Annotated in this window: 26 protein-coding genes; 15 read left to right on the top strand and 11 right to left on the bottom strand. The window is 73.1% G+C overall.

Features of this window, described 5'->3' with window-relative positions:
- Window positions 1–8: 8 nt before the first annotated feature.
- The 6 genes from PZC42_RS00400 to PZC42_RS00425 form a co-directional block, all read right to left on the bottom strand.
- Window positions 9–1,229: a hypothetical protein gene (locus PZC42_RS00400; RefSeq protein WP_277207292.1), complete on the bottom strand. Its 1,221-nt coding sequence runs from the start codon at window positions 1,227–1,229 to the stop codon at window positions 9–11.
- A gap of 27 nt (window positions 1,230–1,256) precedes the next feature.
- Window positions 1,257–2,219: a hypothetical protein gene (locus PZC42_RS00405; RefSeq protein WP_277207294.1), complete on the bottom strand. Its 963-nt coding sequence runs from the start codon at window positions 2,217–2,219 to the stop codon at window positions 1,257–1,259.
- A complete protein-coding gene (locus tag PZC42_RS00410) occupies window positions 2,216–3,142 on the bottom strand; it encodes an FAD-dependent oxidoreductase (RefSeq protein WP_277207296.1) in 927 nt (308 codons plus the stop codon). The genes PZC42_RS00405 and PZC42_RS00410 overlap by 4 nt, the downstream gene beginning before the upstream one ends.
- A gap of 181 nt (window positions 3,143–3,323) precedes the next feature.
- Window positions 3,324–4,109: an amino acid ABC transporter ATP-binding protein gene (locus tag PZC42_RS00415; protein ID WP_277207299.1), complete on the bottom strand. Its 786-nt coding sequence runs from the start codon at window positions 4,107–4,109 to the stop codon at window positions 3,324–3,326.
- Entirely contained in the window at window positions 4,102–4,755 is a 654-nt protein-coding gene (locus PZC42_RS00420) for an amino acid ABC transporter permease (RefSeq protein ID WP_277207301.1), read from the bottom strand. The genes PZC42_RS00415 and PZC42_RS00420 overlap by 8 nt, the downstream gene beginning before the upstream one ends.
- 111 nt (window positions 4,756–4,866) lie before the next feature.
- Window positions 4,867–5,673, bottom strand: a complete 807-nt coding sequence (locus tag PZC42_RS00425) for an amino acid ABC transporter substrate-binding protein (RefSeq protein WP_277207303.1) — start codon at window positions 5,671–5,673, stop codon at window positions 4,867–4,869.
- A 197-nt stretch (window positions 5,674–5,870) separates the two neighbouring features.
- On the opposite strand from PZC42_RS00425, the gene PZC42_RS00430 reads away from it, so the two are divergent.
- Window positions 5,871–6,353 (top strand): heme-degrading domain-containing protein, encoded by a 483-nt coding sequence (locus PZC42_RS00430; protein WP_277207305.1) that lies wholly within the window; start codon window positions 5,871–5,873, stop codon window positions 6,351–6,353.
- Between the two features lie 34 nt (window positions 6,354–6,387).
- On the opposite strand, the gene PZC42_RS00435 is transcribed toward PZC42_RS00430, so the two are convergent.
- Window positions 6,388–7,179 (bottom strand): polysaccharide deacetylase family protein, encoded by a 792-nt coding sequence (locus PZC42_RS00435; RefSeq protein ID WP_277207307.1) that lies wholly within the window; start codon window positions 7,177–7,179, stop codon window positions 6,388–6,390.
- A gap of 98 nt (window positions 7,180–7,277) precedes the next feature.
- On the opposite strand from PZC42_RS00435, the gene PZC42_RS00440 reads away from it, so the two are divergent.
- The 8 genes from PZC42_RS00440 (at window position 7,278) to PZC42_RS00475 (ending at window position 15,164) form a co-directional block, all read left to right on the top strand.
- A complete protein-coding gene (locus PZC42_RS00440; protein WP_438802879.1) occupies window positions 7,278–8,780 on the top strand; it encodes an amidohydrolase in 1,503 nt (500 codons plus the stop codon).
- Window positions 8,770–9,183 carry a TraR/DksA family transcriptional regulator gene (locus PZC42_RS00445; protein ID WP_438802880.1) on the top strand — a complete coding sequence of 138 codons (414 nt, stop codon included), beginning with the start codon at window positions 8,770–8,772 and terminating at the stop codon, window positions 9,181–9,183. Before PZC42_RS00440 ends, PZC42_RS00445 begins: the two co-directional genes overlap by 11 nt.
- A gap of 74 nt (window positions 9,184–9,257) precedes the next feature.
- Complete coding sequence (locus PZC42_RS00450; RefSeq protein WP_277207311.1) at window positions 9,258–9,896, top strand: nucleoside/nucleotide kinase family protein; 639 nt, start codon at window positions 9,258–9,260, stop codon at window positions 9,894–9,896.
- A gap of 168 nt (window positions 9,897–10,064) precedes the next feature.
- Window positions 10,065–10,772, top strand: a complete 708-nt coding sequence (locus tag PZC42_RS00455) for a hypothetical protein (RefSeq protein WP_277207314.1) — start codon at window positions 10,065–10,067, stop codon at window positions 10,770–10,772.
- Window positions 10,756–11,244 (top strand): phage holin family protein, encoded by a 489-nt coding sequence (locus PZC42_RS00460; RefSeq protein WP_277207316.1) that lies wholly within the window; start codon window positions 10,756–10,758, stop codon window positions 11,242–11,244. The genes PZC42_RS00455 and PZC42_RS00460 overlap by 17 nt, the downstream gene beginning before the upstream one ends.
- Complete coding sequence (locus PZC42_RS00465; RefSeq protein WP_277207318.1) at window positions 11,241–11,822, top strand: DUF3618 domain-containing protein; 582 nt, start codon at window positions 11,241–11,243, stop codon at window positions 11,820–11,822. The genes PZC42_RS00460 and PZC42_RS00465 overlap by 4 nt, the downstream gene beginning before the upstream one ends.
- A gap of 121 nt (window positions 11,823–11,943) precedes the next feature.
- Entirely contained in the window at window positions 11,944–13,341 is a 1,398-nt protein-coding gene (locus PZC42_RS00470; RefSeq protein ID WP_277207319.1) for a class-II fumarase/aspartase family protein, read from the top strand.
- 107 nt (window positions 13,342–13,448) lie between these two features.
- Window positions 13,449–15,164, top strand: a complete 1,716-nt coding sequence (locus PZC42_RS00475) for a ribonuclease E domain-containing protein (protein WP_277207321.1) — start codon at window positions 13,449–13,451, stop codon at window positions 15,162–15,164.
- Between the two features lie 467 nt (window positions 15,165–15,631).
- On the opposite strand, the gene PZC42_RS00480 is transcribed toward PZC42_RS00475, so the two are convergent.
- A complete protein-coding gene (locus PZC42_RS00480; protein WP_277207323.1) occupies window positions 15,632–15,973 on the bottom strand; it encodes an ArsR/SmtB family transcription factor in 342 nt (113 codons plus the stop codon).
- Between the two features lie 79 nt (window positions 15,974–16,052).
- On the opposite strand from PZC42_RS00480, the gene PZC42_RS00485 reads away from it, so the two are divergent.
- The 6 genes from PZC42_RS00485 to PZC42_RS00510 all read left to right on the top strand — a co-directional run bounded on the left by PZC42_RS00485 (window position 16,053) and on the right by PZC42_RS00510 (window position 22,127).
- Window positions 16,053–17,423 (top strand): FAD-dependent oxidoreductase, encoded by a 1,371-nt coding sequence (locus tag PZC42_RS00485; RefSeq protein ID WP_277207326.1) that lies wholly within the window; start codon window positions 16,053–16,055, stop codon window positions 17,421–17,423.
- A 124-nt stretch (window positions 17,424–17,547) separates the two neighbouring features.
- A complete protein-coding gene (locus PZC42_RS00490; RefSeq protein ID WP_277207328.1) occupies window positions 17,548–18,534 on the top strand; it encodes a PstS family phosphate ABC transporter substrate-binding protein in 987 nt (328 codons plus the stop codon).
- A gap of 90 nt (window positions 18,535–18,624) precedes the next feature.
- Window positions 18,625–19,596 carry a phosphate ABC transporter permease subunit PstC gene (gene pstC, locus PZC42_RS00495; protein WP_277207330.1) on the top strand — a complete coding sequence of 324 codons (972 nt, stop codon included), beginning with the start codon at window positions 18,625–18,627 and terminating at the stop codon, window positions 19,594–19,596.
- Window positions 19,593–20,513: a phosphate ABC transporter permease PstA gene (pstA, locus tag PZC42_RS00500; protein ID WP_277207332.1), complete on the top strand. Its 921-nt coding sequence runs from the start codon at window positions 19,593–19,595 to the stop codon at window positions 20,511–20,513. Before pstC ends, pstA begins: the two co-directional genes overlap by 4 nt.
- A gap of 118 nt (window positions 20,514–20,631) precedes the next feature.
- Window positions 20,632–21,405, top strand: a complete 774-nt coding sequence (gene pstB, locus PZC42_RS00505; protein WP_438802914.1) for a phosphate ABC transporter ATP-binding protein PstB — start codon at window positions 20,632–20,634, stop codon at window positions 21,403–21,405.
- Between the two features lie 5 nt (window positions 21,406–21,410).
- Window positions 21,411–22,127: a winged helix-turn-helix transcriptional regulator gene (locus PZC42_RS00510; RefSeq protein ID WP_277209246.1), complete on the top strand. Its 717-nt coding sequence runs from the start codon at window positions 21,411–21,413 to the stop codon at window positions 22,125–22,127.
- 34 nt (window positions 22,128–22,161) lie between these two features.
- On the opposite strand, the gene PZC42_RS00515 is transcribed toward PZC42_RS00510, so the two are convergent.
- Genes PZC42_RS00515 through PZC42_RS00525 form a run of 3 tightly spaced genes read right to left on the bottom strand, consistent with a single transcriptional unit; the run spans window position 22,162 to window position 24,808 of the window.
- Window positions 22,162–23,121, bottom strand: a complete 960-nt coding sequence (locus PZC42_RS00515) for an arsenate reductase/protein-tyrosine-phosphatase family protein (protein ID WP_277207335.1) — start codon at window positions 23,119–23,121, stop codon at window positions 22,162–22,164.
- Between the two features lie 37 nt (window positions 23,122–23,158).
- Window positions 23,159–23,503, bottom strand: a complete 345-nt coding sequence (locus tag PZC42_RS00520; RefSeq protein WP_277207338.1) for an ArsR/SmtB family transcription factor — start codon at window positions 23,501–23,503, stop codon at window positions 23,159–23,161.
- Window positions 23,504–23,527: 24 nt separating this feature from the next.
- Window positions 23,528–24,808: an APC family permease gene (locus PZC42_RS00525; protein WP_277207340.1), complete on the bottom strand. Its 1,281-nt coding sequence runs from the start codon at window positions 24,806–24,808 to the stop codon at window positions 23,528–23,530.

Below are 24,808 nucleotides of genomic sequence, written 5' to 3' on the forward strand. Positions count from 1 at the left end.
TCAAGGGGTCAGGTCGGCACCGTGTGTCCGCTGTGCCGCTCGAACGCCTCGACGAGAGCTTCGGCGTCGGCGACCTGGTCGAGGTGGATCACGACCGGTGACCCGTACTGTTCGTGCTGCTCCAGCGCGGCGGCCTCGGCGGTGCGGTGGAACACGTCGTTCCACGGCACCGTGGCGCGTGCGGCCACGTCCCGCGGGTGGCGCACCGCGACCACGAGGCGCCGGCCGGCGTCGTCGAGGCGCAGCCCCGTCACCTCTGCCCAGCGGACCCGGCCGACGTCGATCCCGGAGGTGCGCTCGGCGAACCCGGACACGTCGAGCGACACGGCGGGGTCACCCGGCAGGAGCTGGTGCGGCATGGTCCCCAGGGCCCACGCCACCCACCCTGCACCGACGGCCAGCAGGCACAGGGAGGCGACCACCCACTCCCACGCGCTGTCGCCGGTCACCACGTCCTCGAGACCGCCGGTCGTGAAGGAGACGAGCAAGGCGGTCAGCACGACGGCGCCCGCGGCGGGCAGCAGCCAGCCTGCGACGGCGAGCGCGGCCCGCCGGGCCGTGTGGCGGACCGGTCGGGCGGCGTGCAGGGTCTGGCCCGTGGTGCTGTCGTCCCCGGACCGACCGACCCCGAACCGGCGGAACGCGGCGACCAGCTCGTCCTCCGAGGCCGCGAGGCGTGAAAGGTCCACGAGCAGCGGCGTGCCGTGCTGCGCGAGGCACGCGCGAGCCTCGGCCGCCGCGCTCCGACCCCGCTGCGGGACGACCAGTCGCTGCGGGTCCCGGACGTGCACGGCGAGCCGCGGGCCGTCGTCGTGCACGACCTGGACCGACATGACCTGGTTCCACCGGACGAGGTCGGCCGTGTCCCCGGGGGCGGCACGGTGGCGGAGCCCCGTGCGGTCCAGCTCGAGCGGGGGGTTGCGGCGTGCCGTCCGGCGCCCGCCCTGCCAGACGACCGCGAGGAAGCCGGTGACGACGAGCGCGAGCGGGCCTGCCGCCAGGAGCGTCGTGAACCACCACACCTCGTACTGCCAGTAGGTCACGGGCGTCCCGGTGCGTGCCGCGTAGTCGGCCCAGTCGCCCTGGAGGGTCCACGCCCACAGCGCGGCGCTCGTCGCGACGAGCAGCACCGTGGGGATCAGCCAGGAGGTGAGTCGGCGTGTCGTCGCGCGTCGATCGGGACGCCAGCCGAACGTGACCGGGTCCGCGTCGGGCGCCGGGCTCGCCATGGGAGTCCTCTCGTCGTCGTGCGGTCCTCAGGCTCGCACGGCGAGCCCGGCGGCGACGAGCTCTGCGACCCGCGGCGAGGCCAGGTACCCGGTCCACGTGCCGTCGGCCCGCCGGACCGCGGCCGCGTGGTGCCACGGTGCGGTGTTGCGGACGCGCAGCGCCTCGACGAGCGGTGCGCCTGCGAGCAGCGGGAACGTCACGGGCGTGAGGTCGTGCAGGGCGAGCAGGTCCCGGTGGTCGCGGGCGTTCACCCACCGTCCGGCCGCCGGCCACGTGAGGGGGCCGTCGGCCGCCAGCGCGGACCGTACCGCCTCGATCGCCAGCGGCGCACCGAGGGTGAGGAGCAGCGGCACGTCCCACCGGGTGGGGGCCTGGCGCCGCAGCACCTCGTAGGCGACGACCGTGCCGAGCGAGTGCGCCACCAGCACCACGGGCTCGTCGGTCGGCAGCGCCGCGGCGAGCCCGGCGTCGACGGCGGACCGCGCGTCCTGGTCGTGGAGGTAGGTGTGCACGTCGCGAGCCAGCAGGAGCACGACCGCACCGCTCAACCCGGGGACGAGGCGGTCGATCGCCGCGAGCGCAGCGAGGAGGGAACGGGCGATCGCGTCGGCGAACGAGCCCCCGAGGCGGACGGTGGTGCCCTCCTCCGGTCCGACGGCGGTGCTCGCCCCGGCCGGTACGCCGGCCCCGGCGAGCACCTCCCGGGCGACGGCGAGCGCGAACCGGGCCTCGTCGAGGGACAGGCGGTGCAGGGTCGGTCCGGAGGCCGGGTCGTCGAGGACGTGCACGGTCACCGGCGGGCGCGCGCCGCCGTCGGGCGGGGTCAGGGTGTCGCCGTAGTAGACGAAGGTGGCGTCGTCGTCGGCGAGCCGGAGCGGCGACCCGGTGGCGGCCAGGCCGGCGTTCAGCGCGCCGAGCCAACGTGACTCGACGGCGTCGGGGTCCTGGCCGTCGGCGTCGCGGCCGTGGAGGAGCACCAGGCGGGTCACGAGGCCACCAGGCCGGCGACCTCGTCGGCGCAGCCCCAGCTCAGGGTCACCCCGGCGCCGCCGTGCCCGTAGCAGTGCACGATGCCCGGGTCTGCGGCGTCCCGCTCGACCCGCACCGTCGGCCGCGCCGGACGCAGCCCGACGACGTGCCGCAGCACGCGGGCGTTCTCGACCTCGGGCACCAGGCGGGCGGCGCGTCGAAGGATGTCGGCCGCCGTGCCGGGGTCCGGTGCCCGGTCCCACGCTCCGGCGTCGTCCGTACCGCCCACGACGACCTCCTTCCCGCGCGGGATCACGTACGTGGGGTCGGTGCTGTCGAGCCACCAGCGGTCCAGGCCCCACTGCTCCAGCACGACGGTCTGGCCCCGGACCGGCTGCACGGACGCGTCGCCGGTGAGCTCGCGGGCACCGAGCCCGGTGCAGTTGACGACGACGTCACGGGGGCCCCGGGAGTCGGGCAGCGCCTCCAGCGACGCTCGGGTGAGCGTCCCGCCGAGCGTCTCGACGCGGGCGGCCAGCCACGCGAGGTAGACCGGCATGTCGACCGCCGGCGCCGTGAACGTCCAGCCCGCGGTGTACGACGGCGGCACGTCCGCCGTGCGCACGAGCTCCGGCACGGCGGAGCGCCACCAGGGGTCGGGCGGCGGCTCGGCGAAGACCTCCGTGCCGGGCCGCATCCGGACGCCGGACGCGGGGTGCGTGGCGGCGAGCTCGGCGAACACGTCGAACGAGGCTGCCGACCAGGCGGTGACCCGGTCCTGCGGCAGCGCGAGGTACGGGTACCAGAGCGCGGCGGCGACGGCGGACGTCGTGTCCTGCGGCATGTCCCGGGCGAGGACCTCGACCCGGTGGCCCGCCTCCAGCAGCCGGACCGCACAGCTCAGCCCGATGACTCCCGCGCCGACGACGCTCACGTCCATCATGCGCGGAGTCTGACATGCGCGTCGATCGTTCGGGAGCAGGCCATGGCTCGTCGCCAGGATCTACGCCCGCCAGACCGAGTTGTTGCCTCCGCCTCAGTCGAGCTGTTGTCGACTGAGGCTGCGGTTCCGCGCCGGGCGAGTCCCTCGTTCCTCGGGCCGCGCCCTCTGCTTCACCTCCGCCTCAGTCGAGGGGATGCAGGATCCTGTGCAGGAACCGTCGCGTCCGTTCCTCGCGCGGCGCGGTGAACAGCTGTGCGGGCGTCCCGCGCTCGACGACGACGCCGCCGTCGAGGAACAGCACCTCGTCCGCGACGGAGCGGGCGAACTGCAGCTCGTGCGTCACCACCACCATCGTCCAGCCCTCGTCGGCGAGGCCCTTCATCACGCTGAGCACGTCGCCGACGAGCTCGGGGTCCAGCGAGGACGTCGGCTCGTCGAACAGCAGCAGGTCGGGCTCCAGCGCCAGCGCCCGGACGATGCCGACCCGCTGCTGCTGGCCGCCGGACAGCTCGCGCGGGTAGGCGCCGGCCTTCTCGGCCAGGCCGACCCGGTCGAGCAGGGCGCGCCCGCGCTCCTCGGCCCGGGCGCGGGGTACCCGCTGCACCTGGACGGGCCCCTCGGTCACGTTCTGCAGCACGGTCCGGTGCGGGAACAGGTTGTGGTGCTGGAACACCATCGCGGACCGGTCCCGCAGGGCGCCGCGCCGCGCCTCGGCGGCCCGACGCGCCCGGCCGGAGCGCGGGGCACCCTCGAACGTCACGGAGGGGCCGCCGTCGAACGCGAGCGTGCCGGCGTCGGGCGTCTCCAGGCCGTTGAGCGAGCGCAGCATCGTCGTCTTGCCGGACCCGCTGGGGCCGATCAGTGCGACGACCTGCCCGCGGCGGACGTCGAGGTCGATGCCGCGCAGCACGTGGTTGTCCCCGAACGACTTGTGGATGCCGCGGGCGGTCAGCAGGGCGTCAGACATACTGCTCCAGCTTCTTCTCGATGCGGTCCTGGCCGAACGACAGCACGGTGCAGATGATCCAGTAGATGATCGCCGCCTCGGTGTAGAGCAGCAGGAACTCGCTGGTGAAGTTCGCGATCTCCTGGGCCTTGCGGAACAGCTCGGTCACCAGGATGAGCGAGGCGAGCGAGGTGTCCTTGACCAGCGAGATGAAGGTGTTGGACAGGGGCGGCACGCTGACGCGCGCGGCCTGCGGCAGGATGATCCGCCGCAGCGTGCGCTGCCGCGACATGCCGACGACGTAGCCGGCCTCCCACTGCCCTGTCGGTACCGAGAGGATCGCGGCACGGATAACCTCGGCCGCGTACCCGCCCACATTGAGGGAGAAGGCGATGACGGCGCTCGGCCACGGATCGATCGTCAGGCCGAGCGACGGTAGCCCGTAGAAGATGACGAAGAGCTGCACCAGCAGCGGCGTGCCGCGGATGATCGAGACGTACACCCGCCCGACGGCGCGCAGCACCCGGTGGGTCGACAGTCGCAGGAGCGCGACAGCCAGCGCCAGGACGAGGCCGATCGCGAACGACACGAGGGACAGCGGGATCGTCCCTGTCAGGCCGCCGAGGACGATCGGCCACCACGAGTCGACAAAGAGCTCGAGGTTCATGTGCTCACCTCACCATCGGCGCGCACCGGGACGACGACGGCGCGCGGGGGACGTGCGAGAGCGTCGGCACCCGCTCGGGTGCCGACGCTCCACGCAAGGGCTACCGGTCGGTCACTCGGAGACGTCGGCCCCGAAGTACTTGTCCGACAGCTCGGTGAGCGTACCCTCCGCCCGCAGCTCGTCGAGTGCACCATCGATCGCCTCGGCCAGGGCCGCGCGCTCGGTGGTGACGACGAACCCGGACTCGGAGGTCTCCTCGGTCTCTGCCGCGATCTCGATCGGGGCGTCGGGGTGCTCGTTGAGGTGGTCGAGCACCGTGAGCGAGTCGTTGACGGTGGCGTCCACCCTGCCCTGCTCGATCAGCGCGACCGACTGGGCCCAGCCCTCGACGACCTCGATCCGCGCGCCGGACTCCTCGGCGAGGGTGCGCCAGTTGCTGGTCCCCGACTGCGCGGTGGTCTTGCCGTCCAGGTCGGCGAAGCTCGACACGGAGGTGTCGCCCTCGGCCACGACGACGACGCCGCGCGAGACGGTGTACGGCTGCGAGAACTCGTACTTCTCGAGCCGTTCGGGGGTCATCGACACCTGGTTGGCGATGGTGTCGAACCTGCCCGCGTCGAGACCGGCGAAGATCGCGTCCCACTGGGTCTCCTGGAAGTTGACCTCCAGGCCGAGCTTCTCGGCGACGGCCTCGGCGACCTCGACGTCGTAGCCGACGAGATCGCCGGAGGCGTCATGGAACGTGAACGGCCGGTAGGTGCCCTCGGTGGCGACGGTCAGCGTGCCGTCGGAGACCAGGTTCAGGTCCGAGCCGTCCGTACCGCCGTCCGACCCGTCGCCGGATCCTCCGCAGGCCGCGAGCGCCAGGGCGGTGAGAGTGGCGGTCGCGGTGGCGAGGATGGCGCGGTGGCGTCGCATGGGAGATCTCCTGTGTCGTGGTGCCGGCGGCGGGATGTGCCGCGGGCGGCGGTCGTGGTCTCATCGATGAGTTCGATCGATCCGATCGACGTTCACGATGTGTCCGAGTGCGTCAACACGATGTCATGGCCGGCGCATTCCCGCTGTGAGCGAGGCCACGCCGGTGCGGCAGCCTGGTGGCGTGGGAGGCTGGCCCGATGAACGCCGACGACGTCACCGCCCTGATCGCCGAGGTCACCGAGACCGAGCGCGAGCTCGTCCTGCCCCGCTTCTCGCACGACGACGCCTGGCGGCTCGGCTGCCTGCTCGTCGAGCTCGCGACCGAGCGGGACCTGCCCGTGACCGTCGACGTCCGCAAGGGCACCCAGCAGGTGTTTCACGCTGCTCGGGAGGGCACGACGCCGGACAACGACTCGTGGGTCGACCGCAAGGTGCGCGTCGTGTACCGCTTCGGGGCCTCGTCGTACCTCGTCGGTCTGCGCGCGGTGGCGGCCGGGCGCGACTTCAACGACCTGCACCGGCTCCCGCTGCAGGAGTACGCGGCCCACGGCGGAGCGTTCCCGGTCCGCGTCGACGGCGTGGGCGTCGTCGGGGTCGCGACGGTGTCCGGGCTCGCCCAGGGGGACGACCACGCGCTCGTGGTCGAGGCCCTGCGGACCTTCGCCCGGACGGCGGCCTGAGCGAGAGCTGCCGGGCCCGAGAGCTCCGGGTCCTTCAGAGATAGTCCTCGAGCCGGGCGATGGTGAGCCCGGCGTCGGCGGCGAGCTGGCGGATCGCCCGGAGGTCTTGCGGCAGGCTGTCGGTGAAGTGCGCGAGGACGATGTCCCCGGGCTTGAACCCCGTGCCCGCGGCGTAGGCGACCTCACCGTTCTCCGCGACCGCCGTCCAGTGGACGATCGCGCCGAGCCCGCAGCGTCGCGCGGCCTTCTTGGTGGTCGCGTCCGAGGCGCCGTAGGGGGCGCGGAACAGGTCTCCGACGTGGTCGGTGCTTCCGTAGCGTTCGTCGAGGACGTCGACCATCCCGCAGATCTCTCGCTCCTGCCTGTCGGCGTCGAGCGTCGTGAGCTGGGCGTGGGTCAGGGTGTGCGAGTGGACGTGGTTGCCGAGGGCGATGTACTCGTCGAAGTACGAGCCGTGGAGCGCGACCGGACCCTCGTTGAGGAACAGCGAGACGGGCATGTCGTGCTCCCTGACGATGTCGAGGGCCTCCTTGCTGGCATGGTTTCCGTCGTCGATGGTGACGAAGACGACCGGATCGTCGGTCTCGACCCGGTGAACCAGAGACGGGGCCGGGCGGTCGGGGTCCGTGCTCCTCTCCGCCCCGACTGGCACGGCGTGTCCGTCGGCAGGTCCCGCGGCGCCCGCGGTCCCGGCGTCGTGGTGGAGAACGGCGCCCACCACGGTCACCGTGAGCACGAACATCAGGAGGATCGAGTCGACGCTGACCGGGGAGCCGGCTCGACGGTCACGGCCGCTGTGGCGAGGTGAGGCAGGGGCATGGCGCATGGCCTCAAGGTCTCGACGGAGTTCGTCGGCACGGTCTTCGTCGTGTCACAGTCACGTCGCAGGCGCCGGTGCGGGGCCGAGCGACATACGGTGTGCGGGTGACAGCGACCCTCCTGCAGAACGCCCGCCGGGCGGGCCGGTTCGACGGACTGGTCGACGTGCTGCTCGACGACGGCCGGATCACCGCCGTCGTGCCCGCGGGCGCCGCGCCGTCGAGCAGCTCGACGACCACCCGGCAGGCCGTGGACCTGGACGGACGCGTGCTGGTCCCCGGGCTGTGGGACGCCCACACCCACCTGACGCAGTGGGCGCTGGTGCGGCACCGCCTGGACGTCTCGGAGGCCACGAGTCCGGCGCACGCGGCGGCGCTCGTGCGTGCGCGGGTGCACGGCGCGACCACGCCGACGCCGCAGGGCCAGCCGCTCGTCGGTTACGGGTTCCGCTGGGCCGGGTGGGACACCGAGCCGACCGCTGCGGCGCTCGACGAGGCCGTGGGCGACGTGCCGGTCATCCTGCTCTCCGGTGACCTGCACAGCGCGTGGGCGTCGACCGCCGGCCTGCGCTACCTCGGCATCCACCACCACCCGACCGGGCTGCTGCGCGAGGAGGAGTGGATGGCGGCCAGCCCGCGGATCGTCACGGTGGACGACGACGTCGCGGACGAGCTCGTCGTCGACGCGGCGCGCGCCGCGGCCGAGCGCGGCGTCGTCGGCATCGTCGACTTCGAGCTCGCCGACAACCTCACCGACTGGCGCCGGCGTCTCGCGCGGGGCTGGGGCGGGTTGCGCGTGCGTGCGGGGGTGTGGGAGCAGTACCTCGGTGAGGTGCTGGAGGCCGGGCTCGCCGACGACGACCCGCTGGACGGTGCGGCGGGCGGGCTCGTCACGCAGGGGCCGCTGAAGGTCATCAGCGACGGCTCGCTGAACACCCTGACCGCGTTCTGCTTCGACGCGTACGCCGGGGCGACGGGGGAGGACGCGCACGGGATCCTCAACATCGCGACCGACCAGCTCGCCCCGCTCATGTCCCGCGCGCACGAGGCCGGGCTGCGGTGCGCGATCCACGCGATCGGGGACCACGCCAACGCCCTCGCGCTGGACGCCTTCGCCGCCGCGGGCGCCCGCGGCTCCATCGAGCACGCCCAGCTCCTGCGGGCCGACGACGTCGCGCGGTTCGCGGCGCTCGGCGTGACGGCCAGCGTGCAGCCGGAGCACGCGATGGACGACCGCGACATCGCCGAGGACCTGTGGCCGGACCGCACGGCCCGGGCGTTCCCGCTCGCCGACCTGCGCCGGGCCGGGGTGCCGCTCGCCCTCGGGTCCGACGCGCCGGTCGCCCGGCTCGACCCGTGGGTCGCCGTCGCCGCGGCGGTCACCCGCTCCCGCGACGGCCGCGAACCCTGGCACCCGGAGCAGAGCCTGGACCTGCGCACCGCGCTCGAGGCCTCGGTGGACCGGCGGTCGCTCGACCTCGACGTCGGGGGGCCCGCGGACCTGGCGGTGGTCGACGTCGACCCGTTCGCCGTCGACCCGGACGGGCTGCGGGAGATGCCGGTGGCGGGCACGCTGGTCGCCGGGCAGTGGACGCACCGTGCCTTCTGAGCAGCCTTCTGAGCAGCCTCCTGAGCCGGAGGGCCCGGTGCCGGGCGGCGAGGTGCCCGACGGCGGCACGTCCGGTCACGCGGAGCACCTGCGCTCGCGGCTCGCGGACGTCGAGGCCCGGATCGCCGCCCAGCGACGACTCGTCGACGACATCGTGGGGGTGGTCCGCGACGAGAACATCGACGACGAGCACGACCCCGAGGGCGCGACGCTGGCCTGGGAACGACAGCAGGCGGCGACGCTCGCCGCCGAGGCCGCCGTCGAGCGGGACGCTCTGCTCGCGGCGCTCGACCGACTGGCCGCCGGGACCTACGGCGTCTGCGAGGTGTGCGGTCGGGCGATCCCCGCCGGTCGCCTCGAGGCCCGCCCGGCGGCGACCCGGTGTGTCGAGCACGCCGGATAGTCCTCTTGTAGCCCCCGTGCAGCCCCCGTGCAGTCCTCTGCCGGGCCGCGGCCGGTGCTGCGAGACTGATCCACGTGCGTGCGGAACCGGTGACGTTCGACGGGGTGGTGGCCCGCGTCGTCGGCCTGGTCCTGGCGCAGCCCGCAGGCCGGCCCGTGCGGCTCGTCGTGGACGGCCACCCGTCCACCGGCCCCGCCGAGCTCGCCGACGCCCTCGTCGCTCCCTTGCGCGTCACCGGCCGGCCGGTCGCGCGCGTCCGTGTGCTCGACTTCCTGCGAGCGAGGTCGTTGCGGCTGGAGCGGGGCCGCCGTGACCCCGACGCGCTGCTGGACGAGTGGATCGACGTCGACGGCCTGAACCGCGAGGTCCTGCGCGCCGTCGTCGAGCAGGGCCGCTACCTGCCCACGCTCCGCGACCCGGGTTCCGGACGGTCGACCCGCGCCGGCTACGAGCCCGCGCCGCCGGGCACCGTCGTCGTCCTCGACGGGTCGTTGACGATCGGTGTCGGCCTCGATGTCGACCTCGTCGTCCACCTCGCCCTGCAGCCCGCGACGGAGACGCGCAGGACACCGCTCGACGACGCGTGGACCCTCGCCGCGTACAGCCGCTACCGGCACGAGGTCGCACCCGAACGCCGCGCCGACGTCGTCGTGCGGTTCGATCACCCGGGTCGGCCGGCGCTGGTGGTGCGCGGCCCCTCGGCGAACCTGTGACCAGCAGGGACGTCCCCCAGATGTGAGCACCCGTCACATGGGTGATGGTCGAGGAAGGTCATGAAGCGGCCGACGGGAACGGAAGGGCCCGGCGACCGCCGCAGCAGGCCGAGCCTCGCCGGTTCCCTCCGTCCGGACGCCCCTCGGGGGGGCGGAACGGAGGCAGACATGAGTGACACGTCCTACCCGCCCAGGGCCACCACCACTCCGGCGGCGTACCCGCCCGCGGGGACATCCACGAGCGCAGACCACCGCGACGAGAGCTCGTCGGGCGGTGCTCGTGAACGCGCGTCAGAGACGGCCTCGCACGCCGCCGACGCCGGACGGGATGTCGCGCACGACGCGCGGGAACGCGCCGGCGACGTCGCCCACGAGGCGGCCGACCGCGCCAAGGACCTCTGGGGCGAGACGCAGTCGCAGGCGTCGTCGCAGGTGTCCCACCAGCAGAGCCGGCTGGCCGAGCAGCTGCGGAACGTCGGCGCGGAGCTGGAGCAGATGAGTCGCGCCAGCGACGAACCGGGCTACGCGAGCCAGGCCGCCGAGCGTGGGTCCCAGGCCGCGGACCACCTGGCGGGCTGGTTCGAGCAGCGTGAGCCGGGCGACGTCCTGCACGAGGTCGAGGACTTCGCGCGCCGTCGACCGGGAGCGTTCATCGCGATCGCCGCGGGAGCGGGCCTGATCGTCGGTCGGCTGCTCCGCGGCGCTAAGGAGGCCAAGGACAGCGGGTCGACCAGGTCGTCCGCGGCCTCTGCGACCGGCTCGCCCGCCGGCTCGGCGATCGAGTCCTCGACCGGCTCGGTGGCCGGCGGCGACGAAAGCGCGCCGGGCACGGCCCCCGCGGCGACGGGAGGTGTCTCCGATGCCGACCGAACCTGACGCGCACCGTCTCGGCGAGCCCGGCCGCCGGGTGCCGGACCGCACCTCCACCGGGGTGCTCGGGTCCGGCTCCACGGGCACGGACCCGGGTGACCGGAGCCTGGGCGACCTGATCTCCGAGGTGACGCAGGACCTCTCGACGCTCCTGCGTCAGGAGGTCGAGCTCGCGAAGGCAGAGGCCGCCCAGACCGCCAAGAACGCGGGCAAGGGAGCAGGGATGCTCAGCGGTGCCGCGTACGCCGCCGGGATGGTGCTGCTCTTCCTGTCGATCGCGCTCTGGTGGGCGCTCGGCAACCTGATGGGCTACGGCTGGTCGGCGCTCGTCGTCGCGGTCGTCTGGGTCGCCGTCGCCGGGGTGCTCGCCCTGATGGGCAAGAAGGAGGTCCAGCAGGCGCCTGGCATGGACCGGACGACCGACTCGCTGAAGAAGATCCCGCACGCGCTCCAAGGACACGAGGAGAAGAACCGATGAGCACCTCCGACCCGGACCAGGTCCGCGCCGACATCGAACGGACGCGTCGCGAGCTGAGCGACGACGTCGACACGCTGGGCGACCACGTGCGGCCGAGCAACGTGGCCCAGCGTCAGACCGACCGCGCCAAGGAGGGCATCGGCCGCCTGCGCGACCGCGTGATGGGTTCCGCGAGGTCCTCGAGCCACCAGGCGGGGGACTCCGTGAAGCACGCCGCGGGCACCGTCAGCGACAAGGTCGGTGGCGCACCGCAGGCCGTCAAGGAGCAGGCCCAGGGCAACCCGCTGGCCGTCGGGGTGGTGGCCTTCGGCCTCGGCCTCCTCGCCGCCTCGCTGATCCCGGCCACCCGCCAGGAGGCGCAGGCCGCCACGAGGGTGAAGGAAGCCGCCGAGCCGCTCGTCGAGGACGCCAGGGACGCGGGGAGCACCATGGCGGAGCATCTGCGCGGCTCGGCCCAGGAACACGCCCAGGGGCTGAAGGAGTCCGCGACGGAGGCCGGCCGCGACGTTGCCGGCCACGGCAAGGAGTCCGCCCAGGAGGTGGCCGGCGAGGCGCGGGGCGGCAGCTCCGGGACCTGACGGCGCTCGGTCCGGACCGTCCCGCGAGCCGGTCGGGGCTCGCATTCGACGCCGATGAGGACGATCATGCTGCTCACCGCCGTCGGCCCGTCGGCGGCCGGCGGCGGGCCGAGGAGGAACCATGATCGTCGCACCGTTTGGACGCTTCACCGAGGGCCGTGTCCCCGACCCCGGGATCGCCGCCCTGTTCACGCGCGAGAACCGCTGGCAGGCCCGCCTCGACGTCGAGGCCGCGCTCGCGCTCGCGGAGGCGGACGCGGGCCTCATCCCCCAGGAGTCCGCCCGCGCGATCGCGCTGACCGCCCGCATCGAGAAGCTCGACATCAAGCGGGTCCTCGCCGCGACGGCGGAGGCCAGTCACCCGCTCGTGCCGCTCATCGAGGAGTTCGCCCGCGTCGTCGGCTCCAAGCACGGCGGGTGGGTGCACTGGGGTGCGACCACCCAGAACATCACCCAGACGGCGGACGTCCTGGTCCTGCGCGACGCGCACCGGGTGATCCTGCACCAGCTCTCGCGGGTGCTGCGCTCCGCGGCCGGACTGGCCGAACGGTCGGCCGGGCTCCCGATGGCGGGCCGCACCCACTCCCAGCACGCCGTGCCGATCACCTTCGGGTTCAAGGTCGCGGTGTGGATCGACCAGCTCGTGGCACACACCGAACGCCTCGAACGCCTCGACGACCGGCTGTTCTGCGTCCTCATGGGCGGCGCCGCCGGGACGTTCGCTTCCTTCGGGGACGCCGGCCGGGTCATCGAGGCCGGGGTGGCGCACCGGCTCGGCCTGCACCCCATGCGGGTCCCGTCGCGGGCGATCAACGACGGGATCGTCGAGCTCGTGCTCGTCCTCGCCCAGCTCGCCGGCACGATCGGCAAGATCGCCAAGGACGTGTACGCGCTCATGCAGCCGGAGTTCGCCGAGGCCTTCGAGCCCGTACCGGACGGCACCGTGGGCAGCTCGACGATGCCGCACAAGCGCAACCCGCAGCTCGCGCTCGACCTGCTGACCATGTCGGCGGAGCTGCGGGCGCTCGCGGCCCCGGCGCTCGAGTCGATGTTGCACGACCAGGAGGCCAACGGGGCGATGACGGCGCTGCTCGAGGACCTCGCGGCGTCCGCCGCGGTGCTCGCGGGCGACATGCTCGCCCGCCTCGAGGTCATCGTCGGCGGGCTGGTGCTCGACCCCGAGCGCATGCGCGACAACATCAGCCTCTCGGCGGGCATGATCGGGTCGGAGTCGCTCATGCTGGCGCTGGGGGAGAAGATCGGGCGACAGAGGGCCCACGACGTCGTCTTCGAGGTCGCGCAGGCCACTGCGACCAGCGACCGCCCCTTCGTCGAGCGGCTGCTCGACGATCCCGTGGTCGCCGGAGCCTTCGACCGCGCCGAGCTCGGGGAGCTCATCGACCCGGCCGCCTATCTCGGGCTCAGCGCGGAGATCGCCGGTGAGCTAGCCGCCTGCGCGGCCACCACCGCGGACCGCCTGGACGCGCTGCCGGAGCACGCGCCACCCATGACGCGCTGAATGGTCTGCGCAACGGTTGCTGTTGCACATCGTGAAGCCGAACGTCAGAGTGGTCCACGTCACGATCGGCTTCTGAGGACGGCAACGCGAGGAGGCGGCGGCACCGCATGGCACGTCTGGGCGGCAGCACGGGGGCGGCGAGCCTCCGCCGCTGGACGCTGCGCGCCGTCGGGGTCGCCCTCGGGGCCGCCGCGACCAGCGTCTGCCTCGCCACCGGCGCGTCGGCCGACGACGGCGGGGCCGACGAGCGGTCTCGGGACGGGCTGCTCGCGGGGGTCGTGAAGACCACCACGGAGCGGGTCACCGACCCCCTGCTGGACACGGTCGGCACCACGGTCGAGAAGGTCACCGAGCCGGTCGGCACGTCGGTCGAGAGCGTGTCGAAGAAGGTGACCGAGCCGGCGGAGAAGCCTGCCGCGAAGCCGGCCGAGGAGTCAGCCGAGAAGCCGACGGAGAAGCCGACGGAGAAGCCGGCCGAGAAGCCGACGGAGAAGCCGACGGAGAAGCCGGCCGAGAAGCCGACGGAGAAGGCCGAGAAGCCGGCGAAGGCCACCGATCGCTCCGACGAGACGCCGTCGGACCCGGCAGGCGAGGGCTCGGACCGGCCCGAGCAGAGCGACCGGCCAGAGGAATCTGCTCCGGAGGCAGCGGCCTCGGAGGACCGTGCGGAACCGGCGTCGGGCACGGCGGACGACGAGACCGCCGACGTGGGGGCAGAGCCTGCCGAGGGCGGGACCGCCGACGGGGAGCCGGAGACCGCCGGCTCGAGGCCCGGCCCGGTCGTCGGACTCCTCGAGGGCGTGACCGGAACGGTCGTGGCACCGGTGACGGGAACCGTCGGAGGCATGCTCCACGACGTGGTGGACCCCGTCACCGAGGGGCTCGCTCCGGTCTCCGAGGCGACGGGGGACGTCGTCGAGAGCATCTCCGGACCCGTGACGGAACCGCTCAAACCGGTGATCGGCGCGGTGGGGGAGGTGGCCCGTCCGGTGACGGACGCCGTCCGGCCGGTGCTCGCACCCGTGGGGCCGGTCGTCGGCGCGGTGACCGAAGGACTCCAGCCTGTCGTCGCGCCCGTCGTCGAGGTGCTGGACCCGGTGCTCGATCCTGTGGTGCGACCCGTCGTGGGCGTGCTCGATCCGGTGGTCCGCCCGGTCGTCGACGCCGTGGCTCCGGTGGTCGGTCCCGTCGTCGAGCTGGTCGATCCCGTGGTCCGCCCCGTGATCGACGTGGTGGACCCGGTGCTCGGTCCGGTGCTCGACCCCGTGCTCGACCCCGTGGTCGACCCCGTGGTCGACGAGCTCGAGCCTCCGGTGATCGACCAGCCGGGCGAGGCCGACCCCGGGTCGGGCGCGCCGGTGGGGGACGTCGCCACGGTGACCGGGGGGGCGAGCGCCGGTCCGGCTGCCTCGGTGCAGGGGGCCGCGACCGGGCGGGCCGCGGTGGCCTCGCAGGAGGCCGGACCTGCCGCCGAGGCCACGACCGCAGCGGCTTCCGCGGTCGACGTCGCGAGGACGGGCGACGTGAGCGCACCGGCCGTGGCGCACACTCCGGCCCCGGACGCCCTGGCGTCGCTGGCCGGGCCCGGCCCTGCCGCGGCCGTGGCGAACGGCTCGACCGTTCCAGGATCCCCGGTCGGAACCGCTGCCGCCGTCGCTGGCGGCTCCTCCAGCTCCGTACGCGCAGGGGCGAGCACCGGCGACGTCGCCGCTCAGCTCGCCGCCGCGTCCCGCGCCGGCGCCGGCCACTGGCTGGTGCCCTCCCCCGAAGCGTTCGCGCCGCTGCCGGTGCCTGACTTCGAGATCACCGTCTCTCCTGCCTGACGTGGCTCTGTCGCGCCGCTGAGCGCGCCCAGCCGCGGGTGGCCGTCTGTCGCCTGCCTCCCACGTCACACAGCAGGAGATCTGCCATGCGTACGAGCATGCGACGGGTGCTGCCACCAGCACTCGTGATGGACGGGTTCGCCGTCACCACGCCGCACCCCGGCTGACACCGACCACCGCGGAACCGGTGCGGTCGTGGGGCGTCGCAGGGGGACGGCCCACGACCGCACGGCCCGCGGTCTGCCGAGCCGGTGCATCAGGAGGCCGCAACGGTCTCCCGCCGGTGCCCGGTTCGTTCGGGGCTGTGTCGGCGACGTCGTGCGGGCGGGGGCCCGTGCGGTCGTCGCAGCCCTTCCGAGAGGAGGCGGCGCCGCTGGGTGCTGCTCTCCGCCGAGTCGGTGCGGTCGTGGGGCGTCGCAGGGGGACGGCCCACGACCGCACCGTGCACGTTGCCCGGGGGCGAGGAGTCAGGACACGGCGCGCAGGGCGTCGGCGAGTCGGTCGAGCGCGCCGGGAACCGGCGCGTAGTAGGACCAGCGGCCCCGCTGGGTGCGGGTGAGCAGCCCGGCGTCGACGAGGATCTTGAGGTGATGGCTGACGGTCGGCTGGCTGAGGCCGACGGGCGCGGTGAGGTCGCAGACGCAGGCCTCGCCGTCGGCAGCGGTGGCGACGGTGGACAGCAGGAGCACCCGCGTCGGGTCGCCGAGCGCCTTGAAGACCCGGGCGATCCGCTGCGCTTCCTCGGCGTCGACGGCGGCGCGCAGCGGTGTGCAGCAGGTGTCGACCGCGAGCGGCAGGACGTTCGTCATGCACTCCATCTTGCCACGCATCGACGTTTGTGGATACGTTGTCGACGACACATTGAAGTTCGTCGATGAGGAGTGTGGCATGGAGACGACGACGCAGCACCCGGTCGTGGTGATCGGCGCCGGGCCCGTAGGGCTCGCCGCCGCGGCGCACCTGCTGGAGCGTGGCATCGAACCGCTGGTCCTCGAGGCCGGCGCCGGCCCGGGATCCGCCGTCGCGCACTGGGGTCACGTGCGACTCTTCTCGCCGTGGCGCTACTGCCTCGACGCGGCCGCCCGCCGCCTGCTGGAGGGCGCCGGGACCTGGAGCAAGCCGAACCTCGACGCCCTGCCCACCGGGAGCGACCTGGTGCGCGACTACCTCGCTCCGCTCGCCGCGACCCCGGCCCTGCAGCACCGCGTCCGCTACGGCACCCGTGTGACCGCCGTCGCCCGCGACGGGGCCGACCGGACCCGCTCGCTCGGCCGGGAGCGTCGGGCGTGGCTGGTCCGCACGGAGTCCGACGGCGGCACGCACGATCTCCGGGCAGCTGCCGTCATCGACGCCTCGGGCACGTACGGGCAGCCGAACCCGCTGGGCAGCAGCGGGCTGCCCGCCGTGGGGGAGGCTGAGGCCGTCCCGTTCCTCGCCGGGCCGCTGCCGGACGTGCTGGGCCGGGACCGCGAGCTGTTCGCCGGCCGCCGCACGCTGGTGGTCGGCATGGGTCACTCGGCGGCGAACACGCTGCTCGCGCTCACGCAGCTTGCCGAGGAGGTGCCGGGCACGGAGGTCGTCTGGGCCATCCGTGGCGGGTCGCCGCGACGGCTGTTCGGCGGCGGCACCGACGACGAGCTGCCCGCCCGGGGCCTGCTGGGGACCCGGCTGCGCGAGGCGGTCGAGGCCGGCCGGCTGGAGCTGTGGACGCGGGTCGCGATCGAGCGGTTGGCGCCCGTGGACGGTCGCGTCCGCGTGACCGGCGTCGGCCGCGCGCCCCAGGCCCGTGCCGAGGGCCCGTTCGAGGCGTTCGTCGACGTGGTGTCCGGAGCCACGGGCTTCCGCCCCGACCTCGACATGCTGCGCGAGGTCCGCCTCGACCTCGACGACGTGGTCGAGGCCCCCGCCCGGCTCGCCCCGCTCATCGACCCGAACCTGCACTCCTGCGGCACGGTGTCGCCGCACGGCGAGAGCGTGCTGGCGCACCCTGACGAGGGCTTCTACCTCGTCGGCATGAAGTCGTACGGCCGCGCGCCCACGTTCCTGCTCGCCACGGGTTACGAGCAGGTGCGCTCGGTGGCGGCCGCGCTGGCCGGCGACCGCGCCGCGGCCGACGCCGTCGAGCTGGAGCTGCCCGAGACGGGGGTGTGCTCCACCGACCTCGGCGGCGACGCCGAGGGGTCGGCGTGCTGCGGGGGCTCGTCCGAGCCGCAGCTCGTCACGCTCGGCGTCGGGCGCTCGCTGAAGGATAGATCGTGATCGATTGGTCATGCTGAAGCGAGCCCTCGTTCATTCGACGTTCATATAGACCGCGTTCTATCGATCTCGTCCGACAAGGAAACAGGGCGGGTCGAGTCCCGCCCCAGCAGACGGGATCACTGACGTGCTCAAGAACCACAAGCGTGCCGCAGCGCTGATCGGCGCAGCCGGCCTGGCGTTCTCGCTCGCCGCCTGCGGCGGCTCCGACACGCCCGGCGACCAGCCCGAGGCGACCACCGAGGGTGGCGAGAGCGGCGAGGCGCTGTCCGGATCGGTCGTCATCGACGGTTCCTCCACGGTCGCCCCGAACACCGAGGTCGCTGCGGAGCTGTTCGGCGACATGCATCCCGACGTGCGTGTGTCCGTCGGCGTCTCCGGCACCGGCGGCGGCTTCGAGAAGTTCTGCAACGGCGAGACCGACATCTCCGAGGCCTCCCGTCCGATCAAGGACGAGGAAGCCGCGACGTGCGAGGAGAACGGCATCTCCTACGCCGAGCTCGGCATCGCCAACGACGGTCTCGCCGTCGCGATCAACCCGGACAACGACTGGGCGCAGTGCCTGTCGATCGAGGAGATCAGCTCGATGTGGCGGCCCGACGGCCCGGTCGACTCCTGGGCCGACGTGCGGGACGGGTTCCCCGACGAGCCCATCACGCTGTTCGGCCCGGGCTCCGACTCCGGCACGTTCGACTTCTTCACCGAGGAGGTCAACGGTGAGGGCGGCGCGATCCGCGCCGACTACAACGACATCGGTGAGGACGACTTCGGTGCCGTCCAGGGTGTCGCCGGCGCGACCGGCGCGACAGCCTTCATCCCGCTGTCGTTCGTCGAGGAGTCCGGCGACATGGTCCAGCCGGTCGAGATCGTCAACGACGCGGGCGACTGCATCGCTCCGTCGCTCGACACGGTCATGGACGGGTCCTACAACCCGCTCGGCCGTCAGCTCTACGTCTACCCGAGCGACGCCGGCCTCGAGAAGCCCGAGGTCGTCGCGTTCGTGGAGTTCTACATCCTCAACCAGGCGCAGATCGCCGAGGAGGCGGGCTTCATCCCGCTGAACTCCGACCAGGAGCAGGTCGCGAACGACGCGCTGGCCGAGCTGGTCGGTTGATGTGGTCCGCCGGTCCGGCACCCGCACCGGGTGCCGGACCGGCGGCCTCGTCGACTCCCCAGAACCCGTCGCACGAAGGAAACAGGTCGCATGACCATCGTCTCGGCACCGATCGAGCCGCCCTCGGTCGAACCACCCCTCTCGCTCGAGCCGTCCAGCCGACGTCTCGGTGAGAAGGCCATCGTTGCGCTGCTCTTCGCCGCCGCCGCCCTCGCCGTGCTCATCACCGTCGGGATCGTGCTGGCGATCGCCGGGCCTACGGTCGAGTTCTTCCGCCAGATCCCGTTCTCCCGCTTCTTCTCCACCGAACCGTGGGCGCCGAACTTCGTCCCCGACGGCTTCGGCGTCTACAGCATCCTCGCGGGGACGGCGTCCATCGTCCTGTACTCGTGCATGATCGCGCTGCCGGCAGGTCTGGGCGCCGCGATCTACCTCAACGAGTACGCCAGCCACCGGGCACGCAAGATCCTCAAGCCGGTGCTCGAGGTGCTCGAGGGCATCCCCACCGTGGTCTACGGACTGTTCGCCCTCGCCTTCGTCGCGCCCCTGCTGCAGCAGATCTGGCCCACCTTCCTGCCGGGCAAGCTCGGTGACCCGCCCGGCTTCCAGTTCGTGCTGTCCGCCGGCGTGGTCCTGGGGATCATGATCATCCCGACCGTCGCCTCGGTGTCCCAGGACGCCATGAGTGCGATCCCCGGGGGCCTGCGCGAGGCCGCCTACGGCCTGGGAAGCACCAAGATGCAGGTCGCCACGAAGGTCGTCGTCCCCTCGGCGTTCTCCGGCATCGTCGCCTCGTTCGTCCTCGGGCTCTCCCGGGCGGTCGGGGAGACCATGGTCGTGCTCATGGCCGCCGGCGCGATCGCGAACCTGACCCTGTGGCCGAACGACCCGGTGCTGACGATGACCGCCTTCATCGGCCGAACGGCCACCGGCGACGTCGGCTTCGGCACCACGACGTACTACACGCTGTTCGCCGTCGCGGCACTGCTGTTTGTCATCACGCTCGTGATCAACACGATCAGCATCGCCCTCGTGCGCAAGTTCCGAGAGGTCTACGAATGAGACAGTCAGGGCGCACCCGCATAGCCGTCGACGCAGCCCGCGCCGGCACGGAGTCGTTGGAGCGGCGCGGGATCGATGTCAAGGGCGAGCTGTTCCGCGCCGTCCTGCTGCTGTGCATCTCGATCGGCATCGTCATGCTCGCGACGCTGCTCGCCTACGTGATCGTGGCAGGCTGGCCCCGCCTCGACCTCAGTCTGTTCACCGAGATGCCGTCGACCCGTGACCCGAACACCTCCGGATTCCTCCCGGCGATCGTGGGCACCCTCTACGTGATGATCGGCGTCCTGGTCACCACCGTGCCGATCGGTGTCAGCGCCGCGATCTACCTCGAGGAGTACGCCGACTCGAGCAAGTGGTACAACCGACTCATCGAGGTGAACATCCAGAACCTCGCCGCCGTGCCGTCGATCGTCTTCGGCATCCTGGGGCTCGCCTTCATCGTCCGTGGGCCGTGGGGGCTGGGGTTCGTCGCGTTCGCCGGGTCCCTGACACTCATGATGATGGTGCTGCCTACCGTCATCATCGCCTCCCGCGAGGCGATCCGTGGCGTGCCGAGCACCCTGCGTCACGCCTCGCTGGGCCTGGGAGCCACCCGGTGGCAGACGGTCTCGCGGCAGGTGCTGCCGGTCTCGTTGCCGGGCATCCTGACCGGGACCATCCTGGCGATGTCCCGGGCGATCGGCGAGACGGCGCCACTGCTCCTCGTGGGTGCGACCACGTTCGTGCGCTTCCTCCCCGAAGGGCTCTTCGACGGGGCCTACTCCGTGATCACCGTGCAGATCTTCCAGTGGGCGATGCGGCCCCAGGAGGAGTTCCGCACCTTGGCCGCCGCCGGCTCGATCGTCCTCGTGGCGCTGCTCCTGCTGATGAACTCCGTCGCGATCTGGCTGCGCAACAAGTACAGCCGCGCGTACTGACCGTATGACCGCCCGGAAGAAGGACTCAGAGATGACCGACCAGGCAACCCGCGCCGCCGGCCCGGCGCCCAGCCCCCAGCGCGCTGCACGGGACGTCCCCGACGTCCCGAAGGAGCCGGTGTTCACCACCCAGGACCTCAACATCCACTACGGCAGCTTCCACGCCGTGACCGACGTGTCGATGGAGTTCGGCAAGAACGAGATCACCGCCCTCATCGGCCCCTCCGGCTGCGGCAAGTCGACGGTGCTGCGGTGCCTCAACCGCATGAACGACCTGATCCCGGCGGCGCGGGTGTCCGGTGAGGTGCGGTACCACGGCATCGAGCTGTACGGGCCGAAGATCGACCCGATCGAGGTCCGCCGCCGGATCGGCATGGTGTTCCAGAAGGCGAACCCCTTCCCCAAGTCGATCTACGACAACATCGCCTACGGACCGCGTGTCACGGGGATGAAGGTCGACAACATGGACGACCTCGTCGAGCAGACGCTGCGCCGCGCCGCCCTGTGGGACGAGGTCAAGGACAAGCTCAAGCAGAACGCCTACGGTCTCTCGGGCGGGCAGCAGCAGCGTCTGTGCATCGCTCGTGCCATCGCCACCAACCCGGACGTCGTCCTCATGGACGAACCGTGCTCCGCGCTGGACCCGATCGCCACCCTGCGCATCGAGGAGCTCATGGCCGAGCTGCGGGAGCTCTACACGATCATCATCGTGACCCACAACATGCAGCAGGCGGCCCGGGTCTCCGACCGCACCGCGTTCTTCACCGTGAAGGTCAACGAGACCACGGGAGACCGCACCGGCGGGCTCGTCGAGTACGACAGGACGACCAAGATCTTCGAGAACCCGTCCGACCAGCGGACGGAGGGCTATATCTCGGGGCGGTTCGGGTGACCACCATGACGGTCGCCGGCTCCCCGACCCTCGCCGGCGCCACCACCGTCGTCGTGCTGGTCGACCCGACGGCCGACGGCGACGAGCAGCTCGCTGCCGGGCTGCGCGAGCACGGTGTGACGCTGCGGACCTACGCGGACCCCTTGCTGGCGATCGCCCGGCTCGGGCGTGACACCGCCGACGTCGTCGTCATCGCCGCTCGGCTCGGTGCCGAGGTCTCGGCCCAGGTGGCCGAGATCGTCCGTGAGGAGTTCTCGCTGCCGGTGATCCTGGCCTACGACGACGTCGACGTCGACGTCATCGGCCCCGCCGTCCTGGCCGGTGCCCGTCCCCTCGTCCACCTGCCGTACGACCCGACCGCGCTGGTCGGGGTCCTGCAGCAGGTGCGTCCGGCGCGGCCCGCGCCCGCCGTCGTCCGGGTCGGAGACCTCGTCCTCGACCCGGCCGGCTACGACGCCCAGCTGGCAGGCCGAGGCGTCGACCTGACGATGCTGGAGTTCGAGGTCCTCCTCGAGCTCGCGTCCCGCCAGGACCACGTGGTGGCCCGGACGGACCTGGTGCGCCGTTGGCCCACCTCGGCGGACCCGGACGAGAAGCTGATCGGGATCGTCGCACGGTTGCGGCGCAAGTTCGACGCACTGGGTCGCGCAGGGGCGATCCACACCGTGCGGGGCATCGGGTATCGGCTGGAGTCGCCGGCCTTCCGTCCTGGCTTGGCCTGAGGGCCGCTCGTCCGCCGCGCGGCCCGGGCCGTGCTCAGCCCGACCGCGGCAGCAGGTCGGTGAGCAGATCGTGCACCCGGGCGGTGATGTCGTCGACGATCCGGGAGATCTCCTCGACGGACCGGCCCGCAGGGTTCTCGATAGGCCAGTCGAGGTACCGGCGTCCCGGGACGACGGGGCAGACGTCCCCGCACCCCAGAGTGACGACCACCCGGGACGCCCGGATCACCTCGTCGGTCAGCGGTCGTGGCATCTCCGTCAGCCGGTCGATGTCACGGCGGGCCAGCTCGGACCGTACGCCGGGGTCGATCCGGGACCAGGGGACGGTCCCGGCGGTGCGCACCCGCACGCGGTCGCCCGCTGCAGCGCGCAGCACGGCGGCCGCGATCTGGGAGCGGCCGGCGTTGTGCACGCAGACGAACAGCACGTCGAGGCTGCGCCCCGCGGCGTCGACGGAGGCCGGGTCGCCGTCGTCGACGGGGGCCACGAGAGCGGAGAGGCGGTCCGCGGCGAACCGCGCCGTGAGCGCCGGGAGCTGGTTGCGGACGCTGGCACGGGCGGCCAGCAGGTCGTAGCTGTCGGCGACGAACCGGGCCACGGTCTCCGGGGCGAGAACCTGGGCGTGGTCTCGCGCCAGCTCCGCCGTGATCCGTGCCAGCAGGCGCGCATGGTCCGACGGGTCGACCGGCTCGGGGTGCCGGACGGTGGGCGAGGCGATCGCCGCTCCACCGAAGCGTGCGAGAGCGTCCGGCGTGGGACGGTAGCCCGTCTCACCGCCCGGGCCGGCGACCCGAGCGACCAACGCCGCGTCTGCCATCGCCTCGAGGTGGCCGCGTACGCCGTCGACGTCCCCGTCGCGACCGGCGAGCAGCGACGCCGTCGGCTGCCCCGACGCGTCGGTGATCACCAGGGCGAGCAGGCGCAGCCGGTCCGGGTCTGCCATCGCCATCACCTGGCGCAGGCGCAGTTCCTCGTACCCCGCGGTGCCACTCATCGGGGACCGTCCCGCGGGACTCCGTGCGCAGCCGGGGTCAGCGGAGCAGGTCGCCGACCGCGTCGAGCCGGGCGGGTTCGATCATGTACCAGACCTCGCGGCCCGCGGGGCGCCGGGTGAGGATCTCGGCCTCGGTCATCACCTTGAGGTGGTGCGAGACCGTGGGCTGACGCAGCCCCAGGGCGCGGGTGAGGTCGGCGACGCGGCTCGCGCCGTCCGGGGACGTCCGGATCAGGCTGAGGATCTGCAGCCGGGTGGGGTCGGACACGACCCGCAACAGGGCCGCGGTGCTCTCCGCCTGCTCCCGGCTCAGCGTCGCGCGCAGAGCAGGCGTCCGTTCCCGGGACGGCCGGGAGGACGGTGCGGGCTCTGCGGGGGACATCGGCCCAGGATACCGTTCGATCGGTCATGGTCGATGGGTTCGCCGTCGGCGCACGATGCGGAGCAGGATCCCGACGGCGAACACCGCGACGCCCGCCAGCACCGCGGGGACGGGCAGCGTCGCCACGAGGACGACGCAGGCCGCCAGCCCGAACGCCTGCAGCCAGCGCGGGTACAGCCGGTCGGTGCCCTGCTGGGTCCACGCGGCGGCGTTCGCGACGGCGTAGTACAGCAGCACCCCGACGCTCGAGAACCCGATCGCGCCCCGCAGGTCGACGGTGAGCACCAGGACCACCACGACCGCCGCGAGCGCCACCTCGGCGCGGTGCGGGACCCGGAACCTCGGGTGCACGGCGGCCAGCCACCGGGGCAGATCGCCCTCGCGTGCCATGGCCAGCGACGTCCGACCGATCCCGGCGACCAGCGCCAGCAGCGCCCCGAGCGACGCGGCGGCCGCCCCGACGCGCACCACGACCCCCGCCCAGGGCGAGCCCTCCACCGCGGCGGCGAGCGGCGCCGTCGTCCCCGCGACCCCGGCGAGCCCGAGCGACGCCAGCAGCGTCACGGCGACCACCGCGTAGACGACGACGGCGCCACCGAGCGCGAGCAGCACCGCCCGCGGGATGGTCCGGCGCGGGTCGCGCACCTCCTCGCCCATGGTGGCGATCCGGGCATAGCCGGCGAACGCGAAGAACAGCAGCCCGGCGGCCTGCAGGACGCCGTAAGCGACGGGCCATCCGCCAGGCCCGCCCCCGGAGACCGGGGTGCCGCCGTCGGGCAGGAGGGTCGGCCCGGGTCCGCCGGTCCACACGACCGCGGTCCAGGTCGCCAGCGCCAGGAGCACGAGCGCGACGATCCAGCGGGTCAGCCGGGCGGTGCGGGTGACGCCCCGGTAGTTGACGGCGGCGAGCGCGACGACGGCGCCCGCGGCGACCGGACGCTCCCACCCGGGAGGCGCGGCGTAGGCGGCGAAGGTCAGCGCCATCGCGGCGCAGCTCGCCGTCTTGCCGACCACGAATCCCCAGCCGGCGAGGTAGCCCCACCAGTCGCCGAGGCGCTCGCGGCCGTAGACGTAGGTGCCACCGGCCACCGGGTACTGCGCAGCGAGCTGCGCCGACGACGTCGCGTTGGCGTAGGCGACGGCGGCGGCGATCGCCAGGGCACCGAGGAGCGCCCAGCCCGTGCCGGCCGGCAGCACGGCGGCGGCCGCCGGGCCGAACGCCGCGAAGACGCCGGCGCCGATCATGGAGCCGAGGCCGATGGCGACGGCGTCGCGGGTTCCGAGCCGTCGGGCGAGCTGTGTCAC

It is taken from the genome of Isoptericola croceus (assembly GCF_029382255.1).
Taxonomy (GTDB): domain Bacteria; phylum Actinomycetota; class Actinomycetes; order Actinomycetales; family Cellulomonadaceae; genus Isoptericola; species Isoptericola croceus.